The organism is Streptomyces luteolifulvus (assembly GCF_008806595.1).
Classification (GTDB): Bacteria; Actinomycetota; Actinomycetes; order Streptomycetales; family Streptomycetaceae; genus Streptomyces; species Streptomyces luteolifulvus.
In genome coordinates this window covers 176,688-192,920 of record NZ_VZRB01000006.1, presented here as the reverse complement: position 1 = coordinate 192,920, position 16,233 = coordinate 176,688, and the positions used below count along the sequence as shown (strand labels likewise).

Genomic DNA, 16,233 nt, shown 5'->3' with positions numbered 1-16,233 from the left:
CATCTAGAAGAACCTCGGATCGTCGAAGACCCCGGACGCGACGAGATAGACGTAGAAGTCGGCGAGCGCCACGCTCACCAGCGACGCCCAGGCCAGCTCCATGTGGCGGGCGTTCAGCTTCCCGACGACCTGCCATGCCTTGTAGCGCACGGGATGCCTGGAGAAGTGCTTGAGCTTGCCTCCGACGATGTGCCGGCAGGAGTGGCAGGAGATCGTGTACGCCCAGATCAGCACGATGTTGACCAGGAAGACCAGGGTGCCGAGACCCATGTGGCCCCACGCGTAGTGCTCGTCCCGGAAGGCGAGCACTGTGTCGTAGGTCAGCACCCCGGCGACCAGGATCGCGGCGTAGAAGAAGTACCGGTGGATGTTCTGCAGGATCAGCGGGAAGCGCGTCTCACCGGTGTACTTCCCGTGCGGCTCGGCCACCGCGCAGGCCGGGGGCGACATCCAGAAGCCGCGGTAGTAGGCCTTGCGGTAGTAGTAGCAGGTCAGACGGAAGCCGAGCGGGAAGATCAGGATGATGATCGCGGGGGAGATCGCCCACCAGCTGCCGAAGATCTCCCAGTTGGGCCCGGCGCGCATGGTCTCGCACCGCTCCGCCAGACACGGCGAGTAGAACGGCGAGACATACGGCGCCGCGTAGTAGTCCGTATCGGCGAAGGCCCGCCAGGTCGAGTACACGATGAAGGCGAGCAGGCCCGCCGCGGTGGCGGCCGGCGCCAGCCACCACCGATCGGTGCGCAGATGCGGCGCGTCGATCGCGGCGCGCGTACCGGTGTGTACACCGCCGCGGAGCGTATGGGGTTCTGTGTCCGGTGGTTCCGTACCAGTGGCCAACTCAGTACTCCGGTTTCATGGCTCCGGTCGGGTCAGGGGGCGTGCCGGTCGCGGGCGCCGAGCCCCTCGTCGTCCGTGTCCACCCACAGGCTGTCGTCGTACGGGGTGTCGGGGATGGTGACGAGTTCGGGCTTGCGTGGTGTCGCGGGGCCCGCGGCCGTCTCACGCAGGAGCGCGACGCTCTCGCGCAGGTGGTCGGCGTCGGCGCGGACGCGGCGCATCTCCAGACCGCCGCTGCCGAGCTGCTTCTCCAGGCGGCCCAGGGACCGGGACAGGTCGTCGAGGCAGCGCTGGACCGATGTCAGGTCGTCGTGCACGGACATGACGTGACCTCACTTCCGCGGGCCCTGTGGCCCCTGGGTGGCAACGTTCATGCGCCTGCGAGTGTTGCGCGTCACACCTGCCGATGTGAAGCCATGTGCAGCGATTGGCGGATTGCACTCCTCCAGTGCACGCCCGCACGCGCTCTGTGTGCGCCGGGGGATCGCGTTGCTCCGGACGGGTGACCTTGCGCGACCCTGTCGCCGTGTCGCTCCCGGCGGCCGGACTCTTTCCTCTTCAGTGATGCCGTAGATCTGATCAACACCAAAATACCGCCAAACGTGATCAAAACGCACCCGGGTCACTCCGGCGGCACTGGCTCCTCGGAGGTACCAGAGATGTCCCACGACGGCGTCGGACCGCGCGCGGTCATGCGCTCGGTCGCCTTCCTCACCGCGGGCGCGCTCGCGGTGACAGCGCTGGCCGCCTGCAGCTCCGAGGACAAGGCGGGCAGTCCGCTCGCCGGGCAGGACATCGCGCCCGCCGCCCGCGATCTGATCGCCGACGGCGGCACTCTGCGCTGGGCCGTGGACGCGGTGCCGGAGACCCTGAACACCTTCCAGGCGGACGCCGACGCGACGACCACCCGGGTCGCACAGGCGGTGCTGCCGTCCATGTACCGGCTCGATGTGAACGGTCGGCCGCAGCGCAACGCCGACTATCTGGAGTCCGCGAAGGTCGTCGAGACCGAGCCGAAGCAGGTCGTCCTGTACAAGCTCAACCAGCAGGCCGTGTGGAGCGACGGCCGCGAGATCGGCGCCGCCGACTTCGCCGCCCAGTGGCGTGCCCTGTCCGGCAAGGACTCCGCCTACTGGACCGCCCGCAACGCCGGCTACGACCGCATCCAGAAGATCGAGCGGGGCGCCAATGACCTGGAGGTCAAGGTCACCTTCGCCCGGCCCTACGCCGACTGGCGATCGCTGTTCTCGCCGCTGTACCCGAAGGAGGTCATGGGCACCCCGGACTCCTTCAACGACGGGGCCCGGAGCAAGCTGAAGATCACCGCCGGGCCCTTCGCGGTGAAGAAGGTCGACCACAAGGCGGAGCGGATCACCCTCGTCCGCAATCCGCGCTGGTGGGGCCATGAGCCCAAGCTGTCCGAGATCGTGCTGCGTGCCGTCCCCCGCGACGAACGGGCCGCCGCACTGGCCGCCGGCGCGGTCGACCTGGCCGAGATCGACCCGTCCGCCGCCCGGAGCATCGCTCTCGCGGGCCGCGCCGGGGGCAAGGGTGCCGGCACCCCGCTCCAGGGATCGGGCTCCGACGAGAAGGCGGCCACGCGCGAGGACGCCCTCCAGGGCTACGAGGTCCGTAAGTCCCTGGAGCCCGCTCATACCCAGCTCGCCCTCAACGGATCCACGGGGCCGCTCGCCGACGAGCGGGTCCGCAGGGCCGTCGCCCGGGCCCTGGACCGGGGGGAGCTGGCCCAGGCCGTACTGAAGCCGCTGGGACTGCCCGCGGTGCCGGTCGGCAGCCATCTCGCGCTGTCCGGCCAGGCCGCGTACGCCGACAACAGCGGGGCGCTCGGCGACCAGAACACCGCGGAGGCGCAGGCGCTGCTCGCGGACGCCGGCTGGGTTCCCGGCGGGCCGGTCAAGGAGCAGAAGAAGGCCGAGAAGGCCGCCGGCGCGGGCGGCAAGAAGACCGAGGACAACTCGACGGGCGATTCCACCGGCGACTCCGGCGGCTCCGGCGACGAGGAGGAGACCTACGTCGTCGGTGAGGACGACGAGACGGACGGCAAGGCGCACCACGAGGCCGACCGGGAGCAAATGAAGGACCCCAGGGACCACACCGGTCTGCACCACGAGTCGGCCGGGAGAGCGAGCGGGACGAGCGAGGAGGCCGCGCGGCCGCTCGCGCAGGACGGCAAGCAGTACCTGCAGCCGGGCGGCGCGCCCGGCGCCTACGCCCCCCGGGGCACCGCCGCTCCGGCGGGCGCCGCGGCCGGGCCGCTGGCCAAGGACGGCAAGCCGCTGGCACTGCGCTTCGTGCTCCCCTCGGGCCCCGGCTCTGAGCCGCTGCGCACCGTCGCCGACCGCATCAGCCGGATGCTGGACCGCGTCGGCATCCGCACGGAGATCACCAAGGTCCCGGACGAGAGCTACTTCAAGGACCACATCGCGTCCGGTCTGTACGACCTCGCCCTGTACTCGTGGCCCGCTTCCGCCTTCCCGGCCACCGACGCCCGCCCCATCTACGCCAAGCCGGTCCCGGCCGCCGACGGCTCCTTGAACGTCGAGCAGAACTACACCCGTGTCGGCACCGACCAGGTCGACCAGCTCTTCGACGAGGCGGTGTCCACGCTCGACGAATCCAAGACCCGGAGCCTCATCCGCAAGGCGGACGCCCGCATCTGGGCGGCGGCGGGCTCGATCCCCCTCTACCAGCGCCCCCAGCTGACCGCGGTGCGAAAGAGCCTGGCCAACACGGGCGCCTTCGGCTTCCAGACCCCGGTCTACGAGGACATGGGCTTCCTGAAAAAGGGTGCGAAGCCCGAGGTGAGCCCTTCCGCGAGCCGGTAGGGAGACCCAGGCCACTGGGCCCTGCGGAGGCTACCTCCCGCAGGGCCCCGTACCATGGGGTGAGGCCGTGGCGTGTCCAGCCCGGCAGGGTCCGCGTAACACAGACGTACGCGCAGGCCATCCTCACACTCCGGGAGTACGCCACACCATGCCTGTGACTGCTACGCGTCACGACATCCGCAACGTCGCCATCGTCGCGCACGTCGACCACGGCAAGACGACCATCGTCGACGGCATGCTGAAGCAGGCCGGTGCCTTCGCCGCCCACCAGCTCGACCAGGTCGACGACCGCGTGATGGACTCGAACGACCTGGAGCGTGAGAAGGGCATCACGATCCTCGCCAAGAACACCGCGGTGAAGTACCACCCGAAGGACGGCGGGGACCCGATCACCATCAACATCATCGACACCCCCGGCCACGCCGACTTCGGCGGCGAGGTCGAGCGCGGCCTGTCGATGGTCGACGGCGTGGTGCTGCTCGTCGACGCCTCCGAGGGCCCGCTGCCGCAGACCCGCTTCGTGCTGCGCAAGGCCCTCCAGCAGCGCCTGCCCGTCATCCTGTGCATCAACAAGACGGACCGCCCTGACTCCCGTATCGACGAGGTCGTCAACGAGACCTACGACCTCTTCCTCGACCTGGACGCGGACGAGGAGCAGATCGAGTTCCCGATCGTCTACGCCTGCGGCCGCGACGGCATCGCCTCGCTGACCAAGCCGGAGAACGGCACGGTCCCGGCCGACTCCACCAGCCTGGAGCCGTTCTTCTCCACGATCCTGGAGCACATCCCGGCCCCGGTCTACGACGAGGACGCGCCGCTCCAGGCCCATGTCACCAACCTCGACGCCGACAACTTCCTCGGCCGTATCGCGCTGCTCCGTGTCGAGCAGGGCGAGCTGCGCAAGGGCCAGACGGTCGCGTGGATCAAGCGTGACGGGTCGATCAGCAACGTCCGCATCAGTGAGCTGATGATGACCGAGGCGCTCACCCGCAAGCCCGCCGAGAAGGCCGGCCCCGGTGACATCTGTGCCGTCGCCGGCATCCCGGACATCATGATCGGTGAGACGCTGGCCGACACCGAGAACCCGATTGCGCTCCCGCTGATCACGGTCGACGAGCCCGCGATCTCCATGGTGATCGGCACCAACACCTCCCCGATGGTGGGCCGCGGCGGCTCCGGCAAGGGCGCCGACGCGAAGGCGGCCGTGAAGGACCGCAAGGTCACCGCCCGCCAGGTCAAGGACCGTCTCGACCGCGAGCTGATCGGTAACGTCTCCCTGCGGGTCCTGGACACCGAGCGTCCGGACGCCTGGGAGGTCCAGGGCCGTGGTGAGCTCGCGCTCGCCATCCTCGTCGAGACCATGCGCCGGGAGGGCTACGAGCTCACGGTCGGCAAGCCGCAGGTCGTCACCAAGGACGTCGACGGCAAGGTCTACGAGCCGGTCGAGCGGATGACGGTCGACGTGCCCGAGGAGCACATGGGCGCGGTCACCCAGCTCATGGGTGTGCGCAAGGGCCGTATGGACAACATGTCCAACCACGGTTCCGGCTGGGTGCGCATGGAGTTCGTGGTGCCCTCCCGCGGTCTGATCGGATTCCGGACGGAGTTCCTGACCCAGACCCGCGGCACGGGTATCGGTCACTCCATCCACGAGGGCTTCGAGCCCTGGTTCGGCGCCCTGCAGACGCGTAACAACGGTTCGCTGGTCGCCGACCGCTCCGGTTCTGTCACCGCCTTCGCGATGACGAACCTCCAGGAGCGCGGTGTGCTGTTCGTGGAGCCGGGCACCGAGGTGTACGAGGGCATGATCGTCGGCGAGAACTCCCGCTCCGACGACATGGACGTCAACATCACCAAGGAGAAGAAGCTCACGAACATGCGGTCGTCCACGGCCGATGTGGCGGAGTCGATCGTCCCGCCGCGCAAGCTCTCCCTGGAGCAGTCGCTGGAGTTCTGCCGCGACGACGAGTGCGTGGAGGTCACCCCGGAGGCGGTGCGCATCCGCAAGGTGAACCTGGACGCCCGCGAGCGCGCCCGCGCGGCGAGCCGGGCGAAGCACGGCTGACCGGCCGGGCGGCCACGGCAGCGTTCAACCGAAGAGCCAGGCCCTCTTGTGGGGGGCCTGGCTCGCTGCATGTTCACAGTTCCTGCCTGGCGGAGGCATAGGGATAACCCTCTGATTCGGCCGGCGGGCGCCCGGTGGCCCACGATCGGTACTAGCCTCGGGGCGGCGCGATGTGCAGGCAGGCCCGCGCTGTCGGCCAACTGTAGTGAGGGCGCAGCCCCTTGGCACGTCGGCCCGCGGACAAGTGCACCGAGTGCACCCCCCGCACAGCGGCCACGGTGGCCGCAACTCATTTTCCCTACCGGTGCGTCCGGAATGCGGACACTCGACGCCGATAGATGTGTAACAAGTCCGTTTCGCAGGGATCTTCCCTCTATCCCTTTGTCCGGATTTTGGAAGAAGTTGGCCGCAGGTGTGATCGAACCGAGACCTTGATGGTGTGGTTCGGCGATAGCTCATGCCAGATAGTTAGGCGCGTAGAGCTCGGATCAGACGGGTCGCGCCAACCAGAGGCGCAGGCTCTCGAGCGCTGGGGGCACCGACACAGTTTCACGCGCCGGCAACGGTGTTGTGTCCAGTGCTGTCCCGTGCAGTGAACCTATGGATTCTTGAGGAGGAACCCATGCGCGGTGCCAGGAGTGCCAAGTGGGTTGCGATAGCCGCGGTGGTGGCACTTGGAGCGACCGCCTGCGGTGGTAGCGGCGATGAGGGCAGCGGCGACAGCAAGGCCGCGATCGACCCGAACGGTACGTTCACGGTCGAGTCCGGTGAGCCGCAGAACCCGCTGCAGCCGGCCAACACCATGGAGTCCTACGGCAGCATCGTGATCAAGTCGCTGTTCACCGGCCTGGTGGACTACGACAGCAGCGGCAAGATCGTCATGATGAACGCCGACTCCGTCGACACCACGGACAGCAAGACCTTCACGGTCAAGCTGAAGTCGGGCTGGAAGTTCCACGACGGCACCCCGGTCACCGCCGAGTCCTACGTCAAGGCCTGGAACTGGGCCGCCACCCCGGAGAACAAGCAGACCAACAGCTTCTGGTTCTCCGACATCAAGGGCTACTCCGAGGTCGCCCCGGAGTCGGGCAAGCCCAAGGCCACCGAGCTGTCCGGCCTGAAGGTCGTCGACGACAGCACCTTCACCATCGAGCTGAGCACGGCCATGCCGTACTTCATCTACAAGCTCGGCTACGAGGTCTTCTCGCCGCTGCCCGAGTCCTTCTTCAAGGACCCGGAGGCCGCCGGTCAGAAGCCGATCGGCAACGGCCCCTACAAGTTCGTCAGCTGGGAGCACAAGAAGGCGATCACGGTCGCCAAGAACGCCGACTACAAGGGCTCGAACGCGGCCAAGAACGGCGGCGTGACCTTCAAGAACTACTCCACCCCCGAGACGGCGTACGAGGACCTGAAGTCCGGCAACCTCGACGTCATCACCCAGATCGCTCCCAAGGACCTGCCGGTCTACAAGACCGACCTCGGTGACCGCGCGGTGGACCAGGCGTACTCCGCCGTCCAGTCGATCGTCCCCGCCTTCTACACCAAGCAGTGGAAGGACATCGACCCCAAGGTCCTGCAGGGCCTGTCGATGGCGATCGACCGCAACACCATCACCAAGACCGTGCTCCAGGGCACCCGTGAGCCCGCCACCGGCTGGGTCGCCAAGGGCGTTCTCGGCTACCAGCCGAACGCCGCGGGTGACGTCACCACGTACGACCCGGCCAAGGCCAAGGCGCTCATCAAGGAGGGTGGCGGCGTTCCCGGGAACGAGATCACCATCCAGTTCAACGCGGACGGCGGCCACAAGGAGTGGGTGGAGGCGGTCTGCAACTCCATCACCAACGCCACCGGTGTGAAGTGCGACACCGACTCGAAGGCCGACTTCCAGGCCGACCTCGACGCCCGTGACGCGCACGAGGTCAAGTCCATGTACCGCGGCGGCTGGGTGCTGGACTTCCCCATGAACGCCAACTTCCTCCGCGACCTGTACGGCAGCAAGTCCTCCGGCAACACGAGCGGCTTCTCCAACAAGGACATCGACAAGGAGATCGCCGCCGCCGACAGCGCCACCACGCTGGACGACTCGGTGGCGAAGTACCAGGCGATCGAGAAGCAGCTGGCCGACTACATGCCGAGCATTCCGCTCTGGTACTACAAGGTCAACGCGGGCTACGGGGAGAAGGTCTCGGGCGTGAAGTTCGCCCAGGACGGCGACCCGATCCTGACCGGCGTCCAGGTCAAGAAGTAACCGCAAACAGCCCGTTCCCCCAGGGCGCGACGCAGACGCGCCCCGGGGAGCGGCTGGGGGGCCCTTTTCCCGAGCACCGTCAAACGGTGCTCGGGAAAAGGGCCCGTCGGCTGCCGCTGTGACTTATATGGAGGCACGATGGGGCGCTACGTTGCACGGCGACTGCTCCAGATGATTCCGGTGTTCATCGGAACAACTCTGCTTATTTTTCTCATGGTCTACGCCCTGCCCGGCGACCCGGTGCGGGGGCTGTTCGGCGACAAGGGCGGCAGCCCGCAGGTCGTCGCCGCACTGAGACATGAGTACGGTCTGGACCAGCCGATCCTGGTCCAGTACTGGAACTACATGAAGGACATGATTCTGCACGCCGACTTCGGCACGCAGATCGCCAGTGGCCGCCCTGTCACCGATGTGCTCGGCGACGCGTTCCCGGTGACCCTGCGCCTGGGCGGCTTCGCCTTCGCCATCGAGGTCGTCCTCGGCATCAGCCTCGGCGTCTTCGCGGGCCTGCGCGCCGGACGCTCCGCCGACACCGCGGTCCTGCTGATCACGCTGCTGCTGATCTCGGTTCCGGTGTTCGTCCTTGGCTTCCTGCTCAAGTGGATCTTCGCCGACGAACTGCAGTGGCTGGAACCGAATGTCAACGACCCCTCGAACTACGGGCAGTTGCTGATGCCGGCCATTGTGCTGGCCACCGCGTCACTCGCCTACGTGTCCCGGCTGACCCGTACGTCGATAGCCGAGAACATGCGCGCCGACTACGTCCGCACGGCCATCGCCAAGGGCCTGCCGCGGCGCCGGGTGGTGAGCGTCCACCTGATGCGCAACTCGATGATCCCCGTGGTCACTTACCTGGGCACGGACATCGGCGCGCTGCTCGGCGGCGCCGTCATCACCGAGGGCATCTTCAACATCCAGGGCGTCGGCGGCACGATCTACCAGTCGATCGTCCGCAGGGAAGGCACCACCCTCGTCGGTCTGGTGACCATCCTCGTGCTCGTCTACCTTGTCGCCAGCCTCCTTGTCGACCTGCTTTACGCGGTCCTTGACCCGAGGATTCGCTATGCCTGACATGACCAAATCCGGCACCGTCACCGCCGCCCCGGACGCCGTGGGCGCCGCCGCCCCCGCCCCCCAGCCGCTCAAGGCCGAGAAGGCCCGCGGCCTGTGGGGCGACGCCTGGCAGGATCTGCGGCGCAACAAGATCTTCATCGTCTCCTCGGTTCTGATCCTGCTGCTCCTGACGATCACCTTCTTCCCCAGCTGGTTCACCAGCGCCAACCCGGCCTACGGCGACCTGGCCAAGCACTACCTTCAGAAGCCGCAGCTCGGAAAGGTCTTCTCGGCCGAGTGGCTGGGATACGACCAGCAGGGCCGCAGCGTCTACGCCCGGCTCATCTACGGCGCCCGGGCCTCCATAGCCGTCGGCTTCGGCACCACCATCCTGGTGACGATCGCCGGCGGCCTGGTCGGCATGATCGCCGGCTACTTCGGCGGGGTCGTCGACTCCATCCTGTCCCGGCTCGTGGACGTGTTCTTCGGCATCCCGTTCCTGCTGGGCACCATGGTCGTCCTCAACTCCTTCCCGAAGCGCACCACCTGGGTCGTCATCGGCGCCCTGGGCTTCTTCGGCTGGACCCAGCTGGCCCGTGTGATGCGCGGTGCGGTGATCACCACCAAGCAGGCCGACTACGTCCAGGCGGCCAAGGCGCTGGGCGCGAGCACCACTCGCATCCTGTTCCGACACATCCTGCCGAACACCCTGGCCCCGGTGATCGTCGTCGCGACCATCTCGCTCGGCGTCTACATCGGCGCGGAGGCCACGCTGTCCTTCCTGGGCCTCGGTCTGAACGGCGTCTCCTGGGGCAACGACATCTCCGACGGCGGCGCCCAGATCCGGGTAGCACAGTGGATCATGCTCTACCCGTCGATCATGCTCACCATCACGGTGCTGGCATTCATCATGCTCGGCGAAGCGGTCCGCAACGCCCTCGACCCGAAGACGCGCTGAGGGAGGCGTACGTGACCATCATCGAAGAAGCCTTCGTGCCCTCGCCGCGTGAGGACAACGGCGGCCCGCTCCTCGAAGTGCGCGACCTGCACGTCGAGTTCCGCACCCGTGAGGGTGTCGTACGGGCCGTCAACGGCGTCAACTACAGCGTCAAGGCCGGCGAGACGCTCGCCGTGCTCGGCGAGTCCGGCTCCGGCAAGTCCGTGACCGCGCAGGCGATCATGGGCATCCTCGACATGCCCCCGGCGACGATCCCGCAGGGCGAGATCCTCTTCCGCGGCCAGGACATGCTGAAGATGTCCGGCGAGGAACGCCGCAAGATCCGCGGCCAGCGCATCGCCATGATCTTCCAGGACGCGCTCAGCTCGCTCAACCCGGTGCTCAGCGTCGGCTACCAGCTCGGCGAGATGTTCCGCGTCCACCAGGGCATGTCCAAGAAGGACGCCAAGGCCAAGGCGATCGAGCTGATGGACCGGGTGAAGATCCCGGCCGCCGCGGCCCGGGTGAACGACTACCCGCACCAGTTCTCCGGCGGTATGCGCCAGCGCATCATGATCGCCATGGCGCTGGCCCTGGAGCCGGACCTGATCATCGCCGACGAGCCCACAACGGCTCTCGACGTGACGGTCCAGGCCCAGGTCATGGACCTGCTAGCGGAGCTGCAGCGCGAGTACAACATGGGCCTGATCCTGATCACCCACGACCTCGGCGTGGTCGCCGACGTGGCCGACAAGATCGCCGTGATGTACGCGGGCCGGATCGTGGAGCGGGCCCCGGTCCACGAGCTGTACAAGCGCCCGGCGCACCCGTACACCCGTGGTCTGCTGGACTCGATCCCGCGCCTGGACCAGAAGGGCCAGGAGCTGTACGCGATCAAGGGTCTGCCGCCCAACCTGCTGCGCATCCCGTCCGGTTGCGCCTTCAACCCGCGCTGCCCGAAGGCCGAGGACGTGTGCCGCACCGAGGTCCCGGACCTGCTGGGGGTCACCGAGCAGGACGGCTCCGAGCTGGTCGGCCGTGCCTCGGCGTGCCACTTCCGGAAGGAGACGATCCATGGCTGAGACCGACGAGCCGCAGGACGCCACGCCGAACGTATCCGACGTGGAGGTCGTGGACGCCCATTCCGAGGCGGAGGCGGTCGCCGCGATCGACGCCCCTGTCGAGCGCGGTGAGCCGATCCTGCAGGTGCGCAACCTGGTGAAGCACTTCCCGCTCACCCAGGGCATCCTGTTCAAGCGGCAGATCGGCGCGGTCAAGGCCGTCGACGGCGTCTCCTTCGACCTGTACCAGGGCGAGACCCTGGGCATCGTGGGCGAGTCCGGCTGCGGCAAGTCGACCGTCGCCAAGCTTCTGATGAACCTGGAGCGGGCCACCGCGGGCGAGATCTTCTACAAGGGCCAGGACATCACCAGACTGTCCGGGCGCGCCCTGAAGGCCGTACGCCGCAACATCCAGATGGTGTTCCAGGACCCGTACACCTCGCTCAACCCCCGTATGACGGTAGGCGACATCATCGGGGAGCCCTTCGACATCCACCCCGAGGTGGCCCCGAAGGGCGACCGGCGCCGCAAGGTCCAGGAACTGCTGGACGTCGTGGGCCTCAACCCCGAGTACATCAACCGCTACCCGCACCAGTTCTCGGGCGGTCAGCGCCAGCGCATCGGCATCGCCCGCGGCCTCGCACTCAACCCCGAGATCATCATCTGCGACGAGCCGGTCTCGGCCCTGGACGTGTCCGTCCAGGCCCAGGTCATCAACCTGATGGAGCGACTGCAGGACGAGTTCAACCTCTCCTACATCTTCATCGCGCACGACCTGTCGATCGTCCGGCACATCTCGGACCGTGTGGGGGTGATGTACCTCGGACGGATTGCGGAGATCGGCTCCGACGAGCAGATCTACGACCACCCGACACACCCCTACACCCAGGCGCTGCTCTCCGCGGTGCCCGTGCCGGACCCGGAGGCCCGTGAGCACCGCGAGCGGATCATCCTGACCGGTGACGTGCCCTCGCCGGCCAACCCGCCCTCGGGCTGCCGCTTCCGCACCCGCTGCTGGAAGGCGCAGGACAAGTGCGCCGAGGAGGTCCCGCTCCTCGCGATCCCCGAGAGCTTCAAGGGCTCGGACACCCCGGCGGCCCACGAGTCGGCATGCCACTTCGCCGAGGAGAAGGACGTCGTGCACGTAGCCTGATCCGCCGCATCGGTACGACCACCGGTTCCCGGCACCCCCAACAGGGTGCCGGGAACCGGCATTTCCTTGTGCCGCGGTCACTCCGTGATGGTCGCCCGCGCCCAGTGGCAAGCCACCTGCGCCTCCCCGCCCCCGTCCAGCACCCCGGGATCCTCGTCCCGGCACGCCTCCTCGACCCCGGCCCGTTCCGCCTCTCCGCTCCCCAGAATCTGGCACCGCGCGTGGAAGCGGCAGCCGGAGGGGATGCGGGATGGGTCCGGGGGCTCGCCGGTGAGAACGACAGGGTTTCCGGGGGCCTCCGGCAGGACCGACAACAGGGCCTGCGTGTAGGGGTGCCGGGGTACCGTCAGAACCTGCTCCACATCACCCGTTTCCACGATCCGGCCCAGGTACATCACCGCGACCCGGTCGGCGATGTTCCACGCCAGGCCCAGGTCGTGGGTCACCACCAGCGCGGACAGGCCCAGTTCGGTGCGCAGGCGCAGCAGCAGGGCCAGGATCTCGCCGCGTACGGAGGCGTCCAGGGAGGCCACCGGCTCATCGGCGACGATGAGTTCGGGTTCCAGGACCAACGCGCCCGCGATGACGACTCGTTGGCGCTGACCGCCGGACAACTCGTGCGGGTAGCGGAGAAAGAAGGACTCGGGAGGCCTGAGGCCCGCCCGCGACAGGGCCTCCGCGACCGCCGCCCGCTCATCGCCGCCGTACCCGTGGATCCGCAGACCCTCCGCGACTGCGTCGTACACCGTGTGCCGTGGGTTGAGTGATCCGGTCGGGTCCTGGAGGACCAACTGGACGCGTTTGCGGTACGTCTTCAGGGCCCGAGAGGAGTACTCCAGTGGCCGCCCGCCGAAGCTGACGCGGCCCCGCGTCGGCCGTACCAGACCCAGCAGCGCCCGGGCCAGCGTCGTCTTTCCGCAGCCGGACTCGCCGACCAGGGCCACGATCTCCCCAGCCCCGACGTCGAGTTCGACGCCGTCCACCGCGCATGCTGGCGGGCCGCCGTGCCGGCCGGGGTAGGTGACGTGCAGTCCCACTGCCCTCAACAGCGTCATGTACCGTTCCTCGCGTCCTCGGTCGTCGGCCCCGGCACCGTCGCCGACACGTGCACACAAGCGGCCCGCCGCCCCGGTCCCGCCACCCGCAGAGCCTGGTCGTCCACGGCGCAGGAGTCCAGCGCGACCGGGCAGCGCGGGTGGAAGGCGCAACCGGAGGGCAGCGCGGCCGGGTCGGGCGGGTCGCCGGCCAGGCCGCGCGGGGTGAACCGGGAGGCACGGTCGCCAATGCGCGGGAAGGCAGCCGACAATGCCTTGGCGTAGGGGTGCCGGGCTCCCTCGTGGACCTCTCGGGCAGGCCCCTCCTCGACCACCCGGCCCGCGTACATCACCGCGAGCCGGTCGCAGGTGTCTGCGAGGACCGCGAGATCGTGACTGATCATGATCAGGCCCAGGTTCTGCTCGGCGACGAGCTGTTCGATCAGCCGCAGGATCTGCGCCTGGATCATCACGTCCAGGGCCGTCGTCGGTTCGTCGGCGATGATCAGCCTGGGTGCGCAGGCAAGGGCCATGGCGATCATCACGCGCTGGCGCTGCCCGCCGGAGAGTTCGTGCGGATACGCCGCCGCCCGCGCCACCGGGAGACCCACGTGCTCCAACAGCTCCCCGGCCTGCTGCTTCGCGGCCGCCGGGGTGGCCTTGCGGTGCAGCAGGACCGGCTCGGAGATTTGGTCGCCGACGCGGTGCACGGGGTTCAGCGAGTGCATCGCGCCCTGGAAGACGATCGAGGCGCCCGCCCAGCGGACCGCCCGAACCTGCCCCCACCGCATGGTGAGTATGTCCTCGCCGTCCAGCAGGACCTCCCCGCCGACCCGGGTCCCGGTCGGCAGCAGCCGCAGCAGCGCGAGCGCCAGCGTGGACTTGCCGCAGCCCGATTCGCCCGCGATGCCGAGCTTCTGCCCGGCCGCCAGCAACAGGTCCACGCCCCGCACCGCGGCCGCCCCACTCGGGTAGGTGACGTCGAGGTTCCGGACCTCCAGCAGTGTCAACGGTCCACCCCCAGCCGGGGGTTGAGCACCGACTCCACCGCACGCCCGCACAGCGTGAACGCCAGCGCCACCGCCGCGATCGCGATACCGGGCGGCACCAGATACCACCAGTCGCCAGAACTCACCGCACCTGCCTCCCGCGCCTCCTGGAGCAGCCCGCCCCACGACACCACCGTCGGATCACCGAGCCCCAGGAAGGCAAGCGTCGCCTCGGCGAGGATCGCGCCGGAGACCATCAGGGTCGCCTGCGCCAGCACCAGCGGCATCACATTGGGCAGCACGTGCCGGGCCATGATGTGCCGGTGCCCGCCGCCGAGCGCCTTCGCGCGTTCGATGTACGGCCGCGACTCCACTGCCAGCGTCTGCGCCCGCACCAGCCGGGCTGTCGTCGGCCATGAGGTCACGCCGATCGCCAGGATCACCGTGCCCAGCGAGCGGGACATCACGGTGGCCAGCGCGATGGCGAGCACCAGCGTCGGCATCACCAGGAACCAGTCCGTGACCCGCATCAGCACGGTCGCGTACGCGCCCTTGAAGTGCCCGGCCGTGATGCCCACCAACGTGCCGATCGCCACCGACAGCACCGCCGCCAGCAGCCCCACCAGCAGCGAGACCCGCGACCCCCAGACCAGCAGGCCCAGCAGATCGCGCCCGAACCGGTCGGTGCCCAGCGGGAACTCGCCGCTCGGGCTCTCCATCGGTCGGCCCGGAGCGTCGGTCACCCCGGCCACGTCGGATCCGACAGTCAACGGCGCGGTGAGTGCGACCAGTGCGAACAGGGTGAGCGCGGTCATGCCCACCAGTCCCGCGCGGTGGGTGCGGTACTGCTTCCAGAACCGTACGGCGGAACGCCGGCGGCGCTGCCAGGCGAGGCGGCGCGGGCCCGCCCCGGCCGCCGGGGCGGGGATGTCGGTCTTCACCGGCCCACCCGGGGGTCGAGCAGGGGATAGACCAGGTCAGCAAGAGTGTTCATGATGATCACCGCTGCAGCGAAGAAGAGGAACAGGCCCTGGACCAGGGGCAGGTCCGGCACGCTCAGGGCCTGGTAGAACAGGCCGCCCAGACCCGGCCAGGAGAACACCGTCTCGACGAGGATCACGCCGGCGACCGTCCGGCCGAGGTTGACGAAGACCAGCGTCACGGTCGGCAGCAGCGCGTTCGGCACGGCGTGGCGGCGCCGGACCAGGTCGTCCCTGAGGCCCTTGGCCCGGGCGGTGGTCAGATAGTCGCTGCCCATCTCGTCGAGCAGCGCCGAGCGGGTGACCAGCAGGGTCTGCCCGTACTCGACCGCAACCAGCGTGACCACGGGCAGGATCAGATGGTGGGCGACGTCGAGGACGTACGCGAAGCCCTCCTCGCCGCCCGATTCCATGCCGCCGGTGGGGAACAGCCCGGGGATCGGCCCGGTACCCACCGAGAACACGATGATGAGCAGCAGGCCCAGCCAGAACGACGGCACGGAGTAGAGGGTCAGCGCCAGACCGGTGTGCAGCCGGTCCACGAGCCGGCCGTGGCGCCAGGCCGCACGGGTGCCGAGAAAGATGCCGAGCGCGGTGTAGAGGACGAATGCCGTGCCGGTCAGCAGCAGCGTGTTCGGCAGGGCCTCGCTGATCTTGTCGATGACCGGGGCGCGGAACTGGTACGAGGTGCCGAGGTCGCCGGTGAGTGCCTCACCGCAGTAGTCGGTGAACTGCTGCCACAGCGGCAGGTCGAGCCCGAACTCCTTTCGGTAGGCGACCAATTGCTCGGTGGACACCGGACGGCCACCGGTCATGGTCTTGACCGGGTCGCCCGGGATCAGCCGGAACAGGAAGAAGCCGGTGACGAGCACGGCGAGCAGCGAGACGGCGGCGCCGCCCAGTTTGCCGACGCCGTACCGGAGGTACACGGCGGTGGTGTATGCCCAGGGGCCGTGTGCCGCCGGTCCGGCCGGGGCCGGACCGACGGTCTTCCCGGCTGGTGTGGGTGATGCGTCGGCGGTCATCG

The 16,233-nt window shown here is 68.6% G+C and carries 13 protein-coding genes; 7 read left to right on the top strand and 6 right to left on the bottom strand.

All coding sequences use genetic code 11. From position 1 onward, the window contains the following. Positions 1–3 precede the first annotated feature (3 nt). Both F7R91_RS11365 and F7R91_RS11360 read right to left on the bottom strand, forming a co-directional pair. On the bottom strand, positions 4–840 hold the full coding sequence (locus tag F7R91_RS11365) for a hypothetical protein (protein WP_150947224.1): 837 nt from the start codon (positions 838–840) through the stop codon (positions 4–6). 32 nt (positions 841–872) lie between these two features. Beyond that, on the bottom strand, positions 873–1,163 hold the full coding sequence (locus tag F7R91_RS11360) for a hypothetical protein (protein WP_150947222.1): 291 nt from the start codon (positions 1,161–1,163) through the stop codon (positions 873–875). A 336-nt stretch (positions 1,164–1,499) separates the two neighbouring features. On the opposite strand from F7R91_RS11360, the gene F7R91_RS11355 reads away from it, so the two are divergent. The 7 genes from F7R91_RS11355 to F7R91_RS11325 all read left to right on the top strand — a co-directional run bounded on the left by F7R91_RS11355 (position 1,500) and on the right by F7R91_RS11325 (position 12,203). Continuing rightward, complete coding sequence (locus tag F7R91_RS11355; RefSeq protein WP_150947220.1) at positions 1,500–3,686, top strand: ABC transporter family substrate-binding protein; 2,187 nt, start codon at positions 1,500–1,502, stop codon at positions 3,684–3,686. A gap of 148 nt (positions 3,687–3,834) precedes the next feature. After that, positions 3,835–5,751: a translational GTPase TypA gene (gene typA / locus F7R91_RS11350; protein ID WP_150947218.1), complete on the top strand. Its 1,917-nt coding sequence runs from the start codon at positions 3,835–3,837 to the stop codon at positions 5,749–5,751. Between the two features lie 622 nt (positions 5,752–6,373). Then, positions 6,374–7,999, top strand: coding sequence for a peptide ABC transporter substrate-binding protein (locus F7R91_RS11345; RefSeq protein WP_150947216.1), 1,626 nt, complete (start codon positions 6,374–6,376; stop codon positions 7,997–7,999). Between the two features lie 138 nt (positions 8,000–8,137). Then, the gene (locus tag F7R91_RS11340) at positions 8,138–9,070 is read left to right on the top strand and encodes an ABC transporter permease (protein ID WP_150947214.1); all 933 of its coding nucleotides are present in this window, start codon (positions 8,138–8,140) and stop codon (positions 9,068–9,070) included. Continuing rightward, entirely contained in the window at positions 9,063–10,010 is a 948-nt protein-coding gene (locus F7R91_RS11335; protein ID WP_150947212.1) for an ABC transporter permease, read from the top strand. The genes F7R91_RS11340 and F7R91_RS11335 overlap by 8 nt, the downstream gene beginning before the upstream one ends. An 11-nt stretch (positions 10,011–10,021) precedes the next feature. Then, on the top strand, positions 10,022–11,071 hold the full coding sequence (locus F7R91_RS11330) for an ABC transporter ATP-binding protein (protein WP_150947210.1): 1,050 nt from the start codon (positions 10,022–10,024) through the stop codon (positions 11,069–11,071). Beyond that, positions 11,064–12,203, top strand: a complete 1,140-nt coding sequence (locus tag F7R91_RS11325) for an ABC transporter ATP-binding protein (protein ID WP_150947208.1) — start codon at positions 11,064–11,066, stop codon at positions 12,201–12,203. The genes F7R91_RS11330 and F7R91_RS11325 overlap by 8 nt, the downstream gene beginning before the upstream one ends. A 77-nt stretch (positions 12,204–12,280) precedes the next feature. Here the strand turns inward: F7R91_RS11325 and F7R91_RS11320 are convergent, their stop codons facing one another. From F7R91_RS11320 to F7R91_RS11305, 4 genes are read right to left on the bottom strand one after another with little or no spacing between them, the layout of a single operon-like run. Then, positions 12,281–13,258 carry an ABC transporter ATP-binding protein gene (locus tag F7R91_RS11320; protein WP_150947206.1) on the bottom strand — a complete coding sequence of 326 codons (978 nt, stop codon included), beginning with the start codon at positions 13,256–13,258 and terminating at the stop codon, positions 12,281–12,283. After that, complete coding sequence (locus F7R91_RS11315) at positions 13,255–14,247, bottom strand: ABC transporter ATP-binding protein (RefSeq protein ID WP_150947205.1); 993 nt, start codon at positions 14,245–14,247, stop codon at positions 13,255–13,257. The genes F7R91_RS11320 and F7R91_RS11315 overlap by 4 nt, the downstream gene beginning before the upstream one ends. Next, a complete protein-coding gene (locus F7R91_RS11310; RefSeq protein ID WP_150947195.1) occupies positions 14,244–15,167 on the bottom strand; it encodes an ABC transporter permease in 924 nt (307 codons plus the stop codon). Before F7R91_RS11310 ends, F7R91_RS11315 begins: the two co-directional genes overlap by 4 nt. Continuing rightward, positions 15,164–16,231: an ABC transporter permease gene (locus tag F7R91_RS11305; protein WP_150947193.1), complete on the bottom strand. Its 1,068-nt coding sequence runs from the start codon at positions 16,229–16,231 to the stop codon at positions 15,164–15,166. Before F7R91_RS11305 ends, F7R91_RS11310 begins: the two co-directional genes overlap by 4 nt. Positions 16,232–16,233 lie beyond the last annotated feature (2 nt).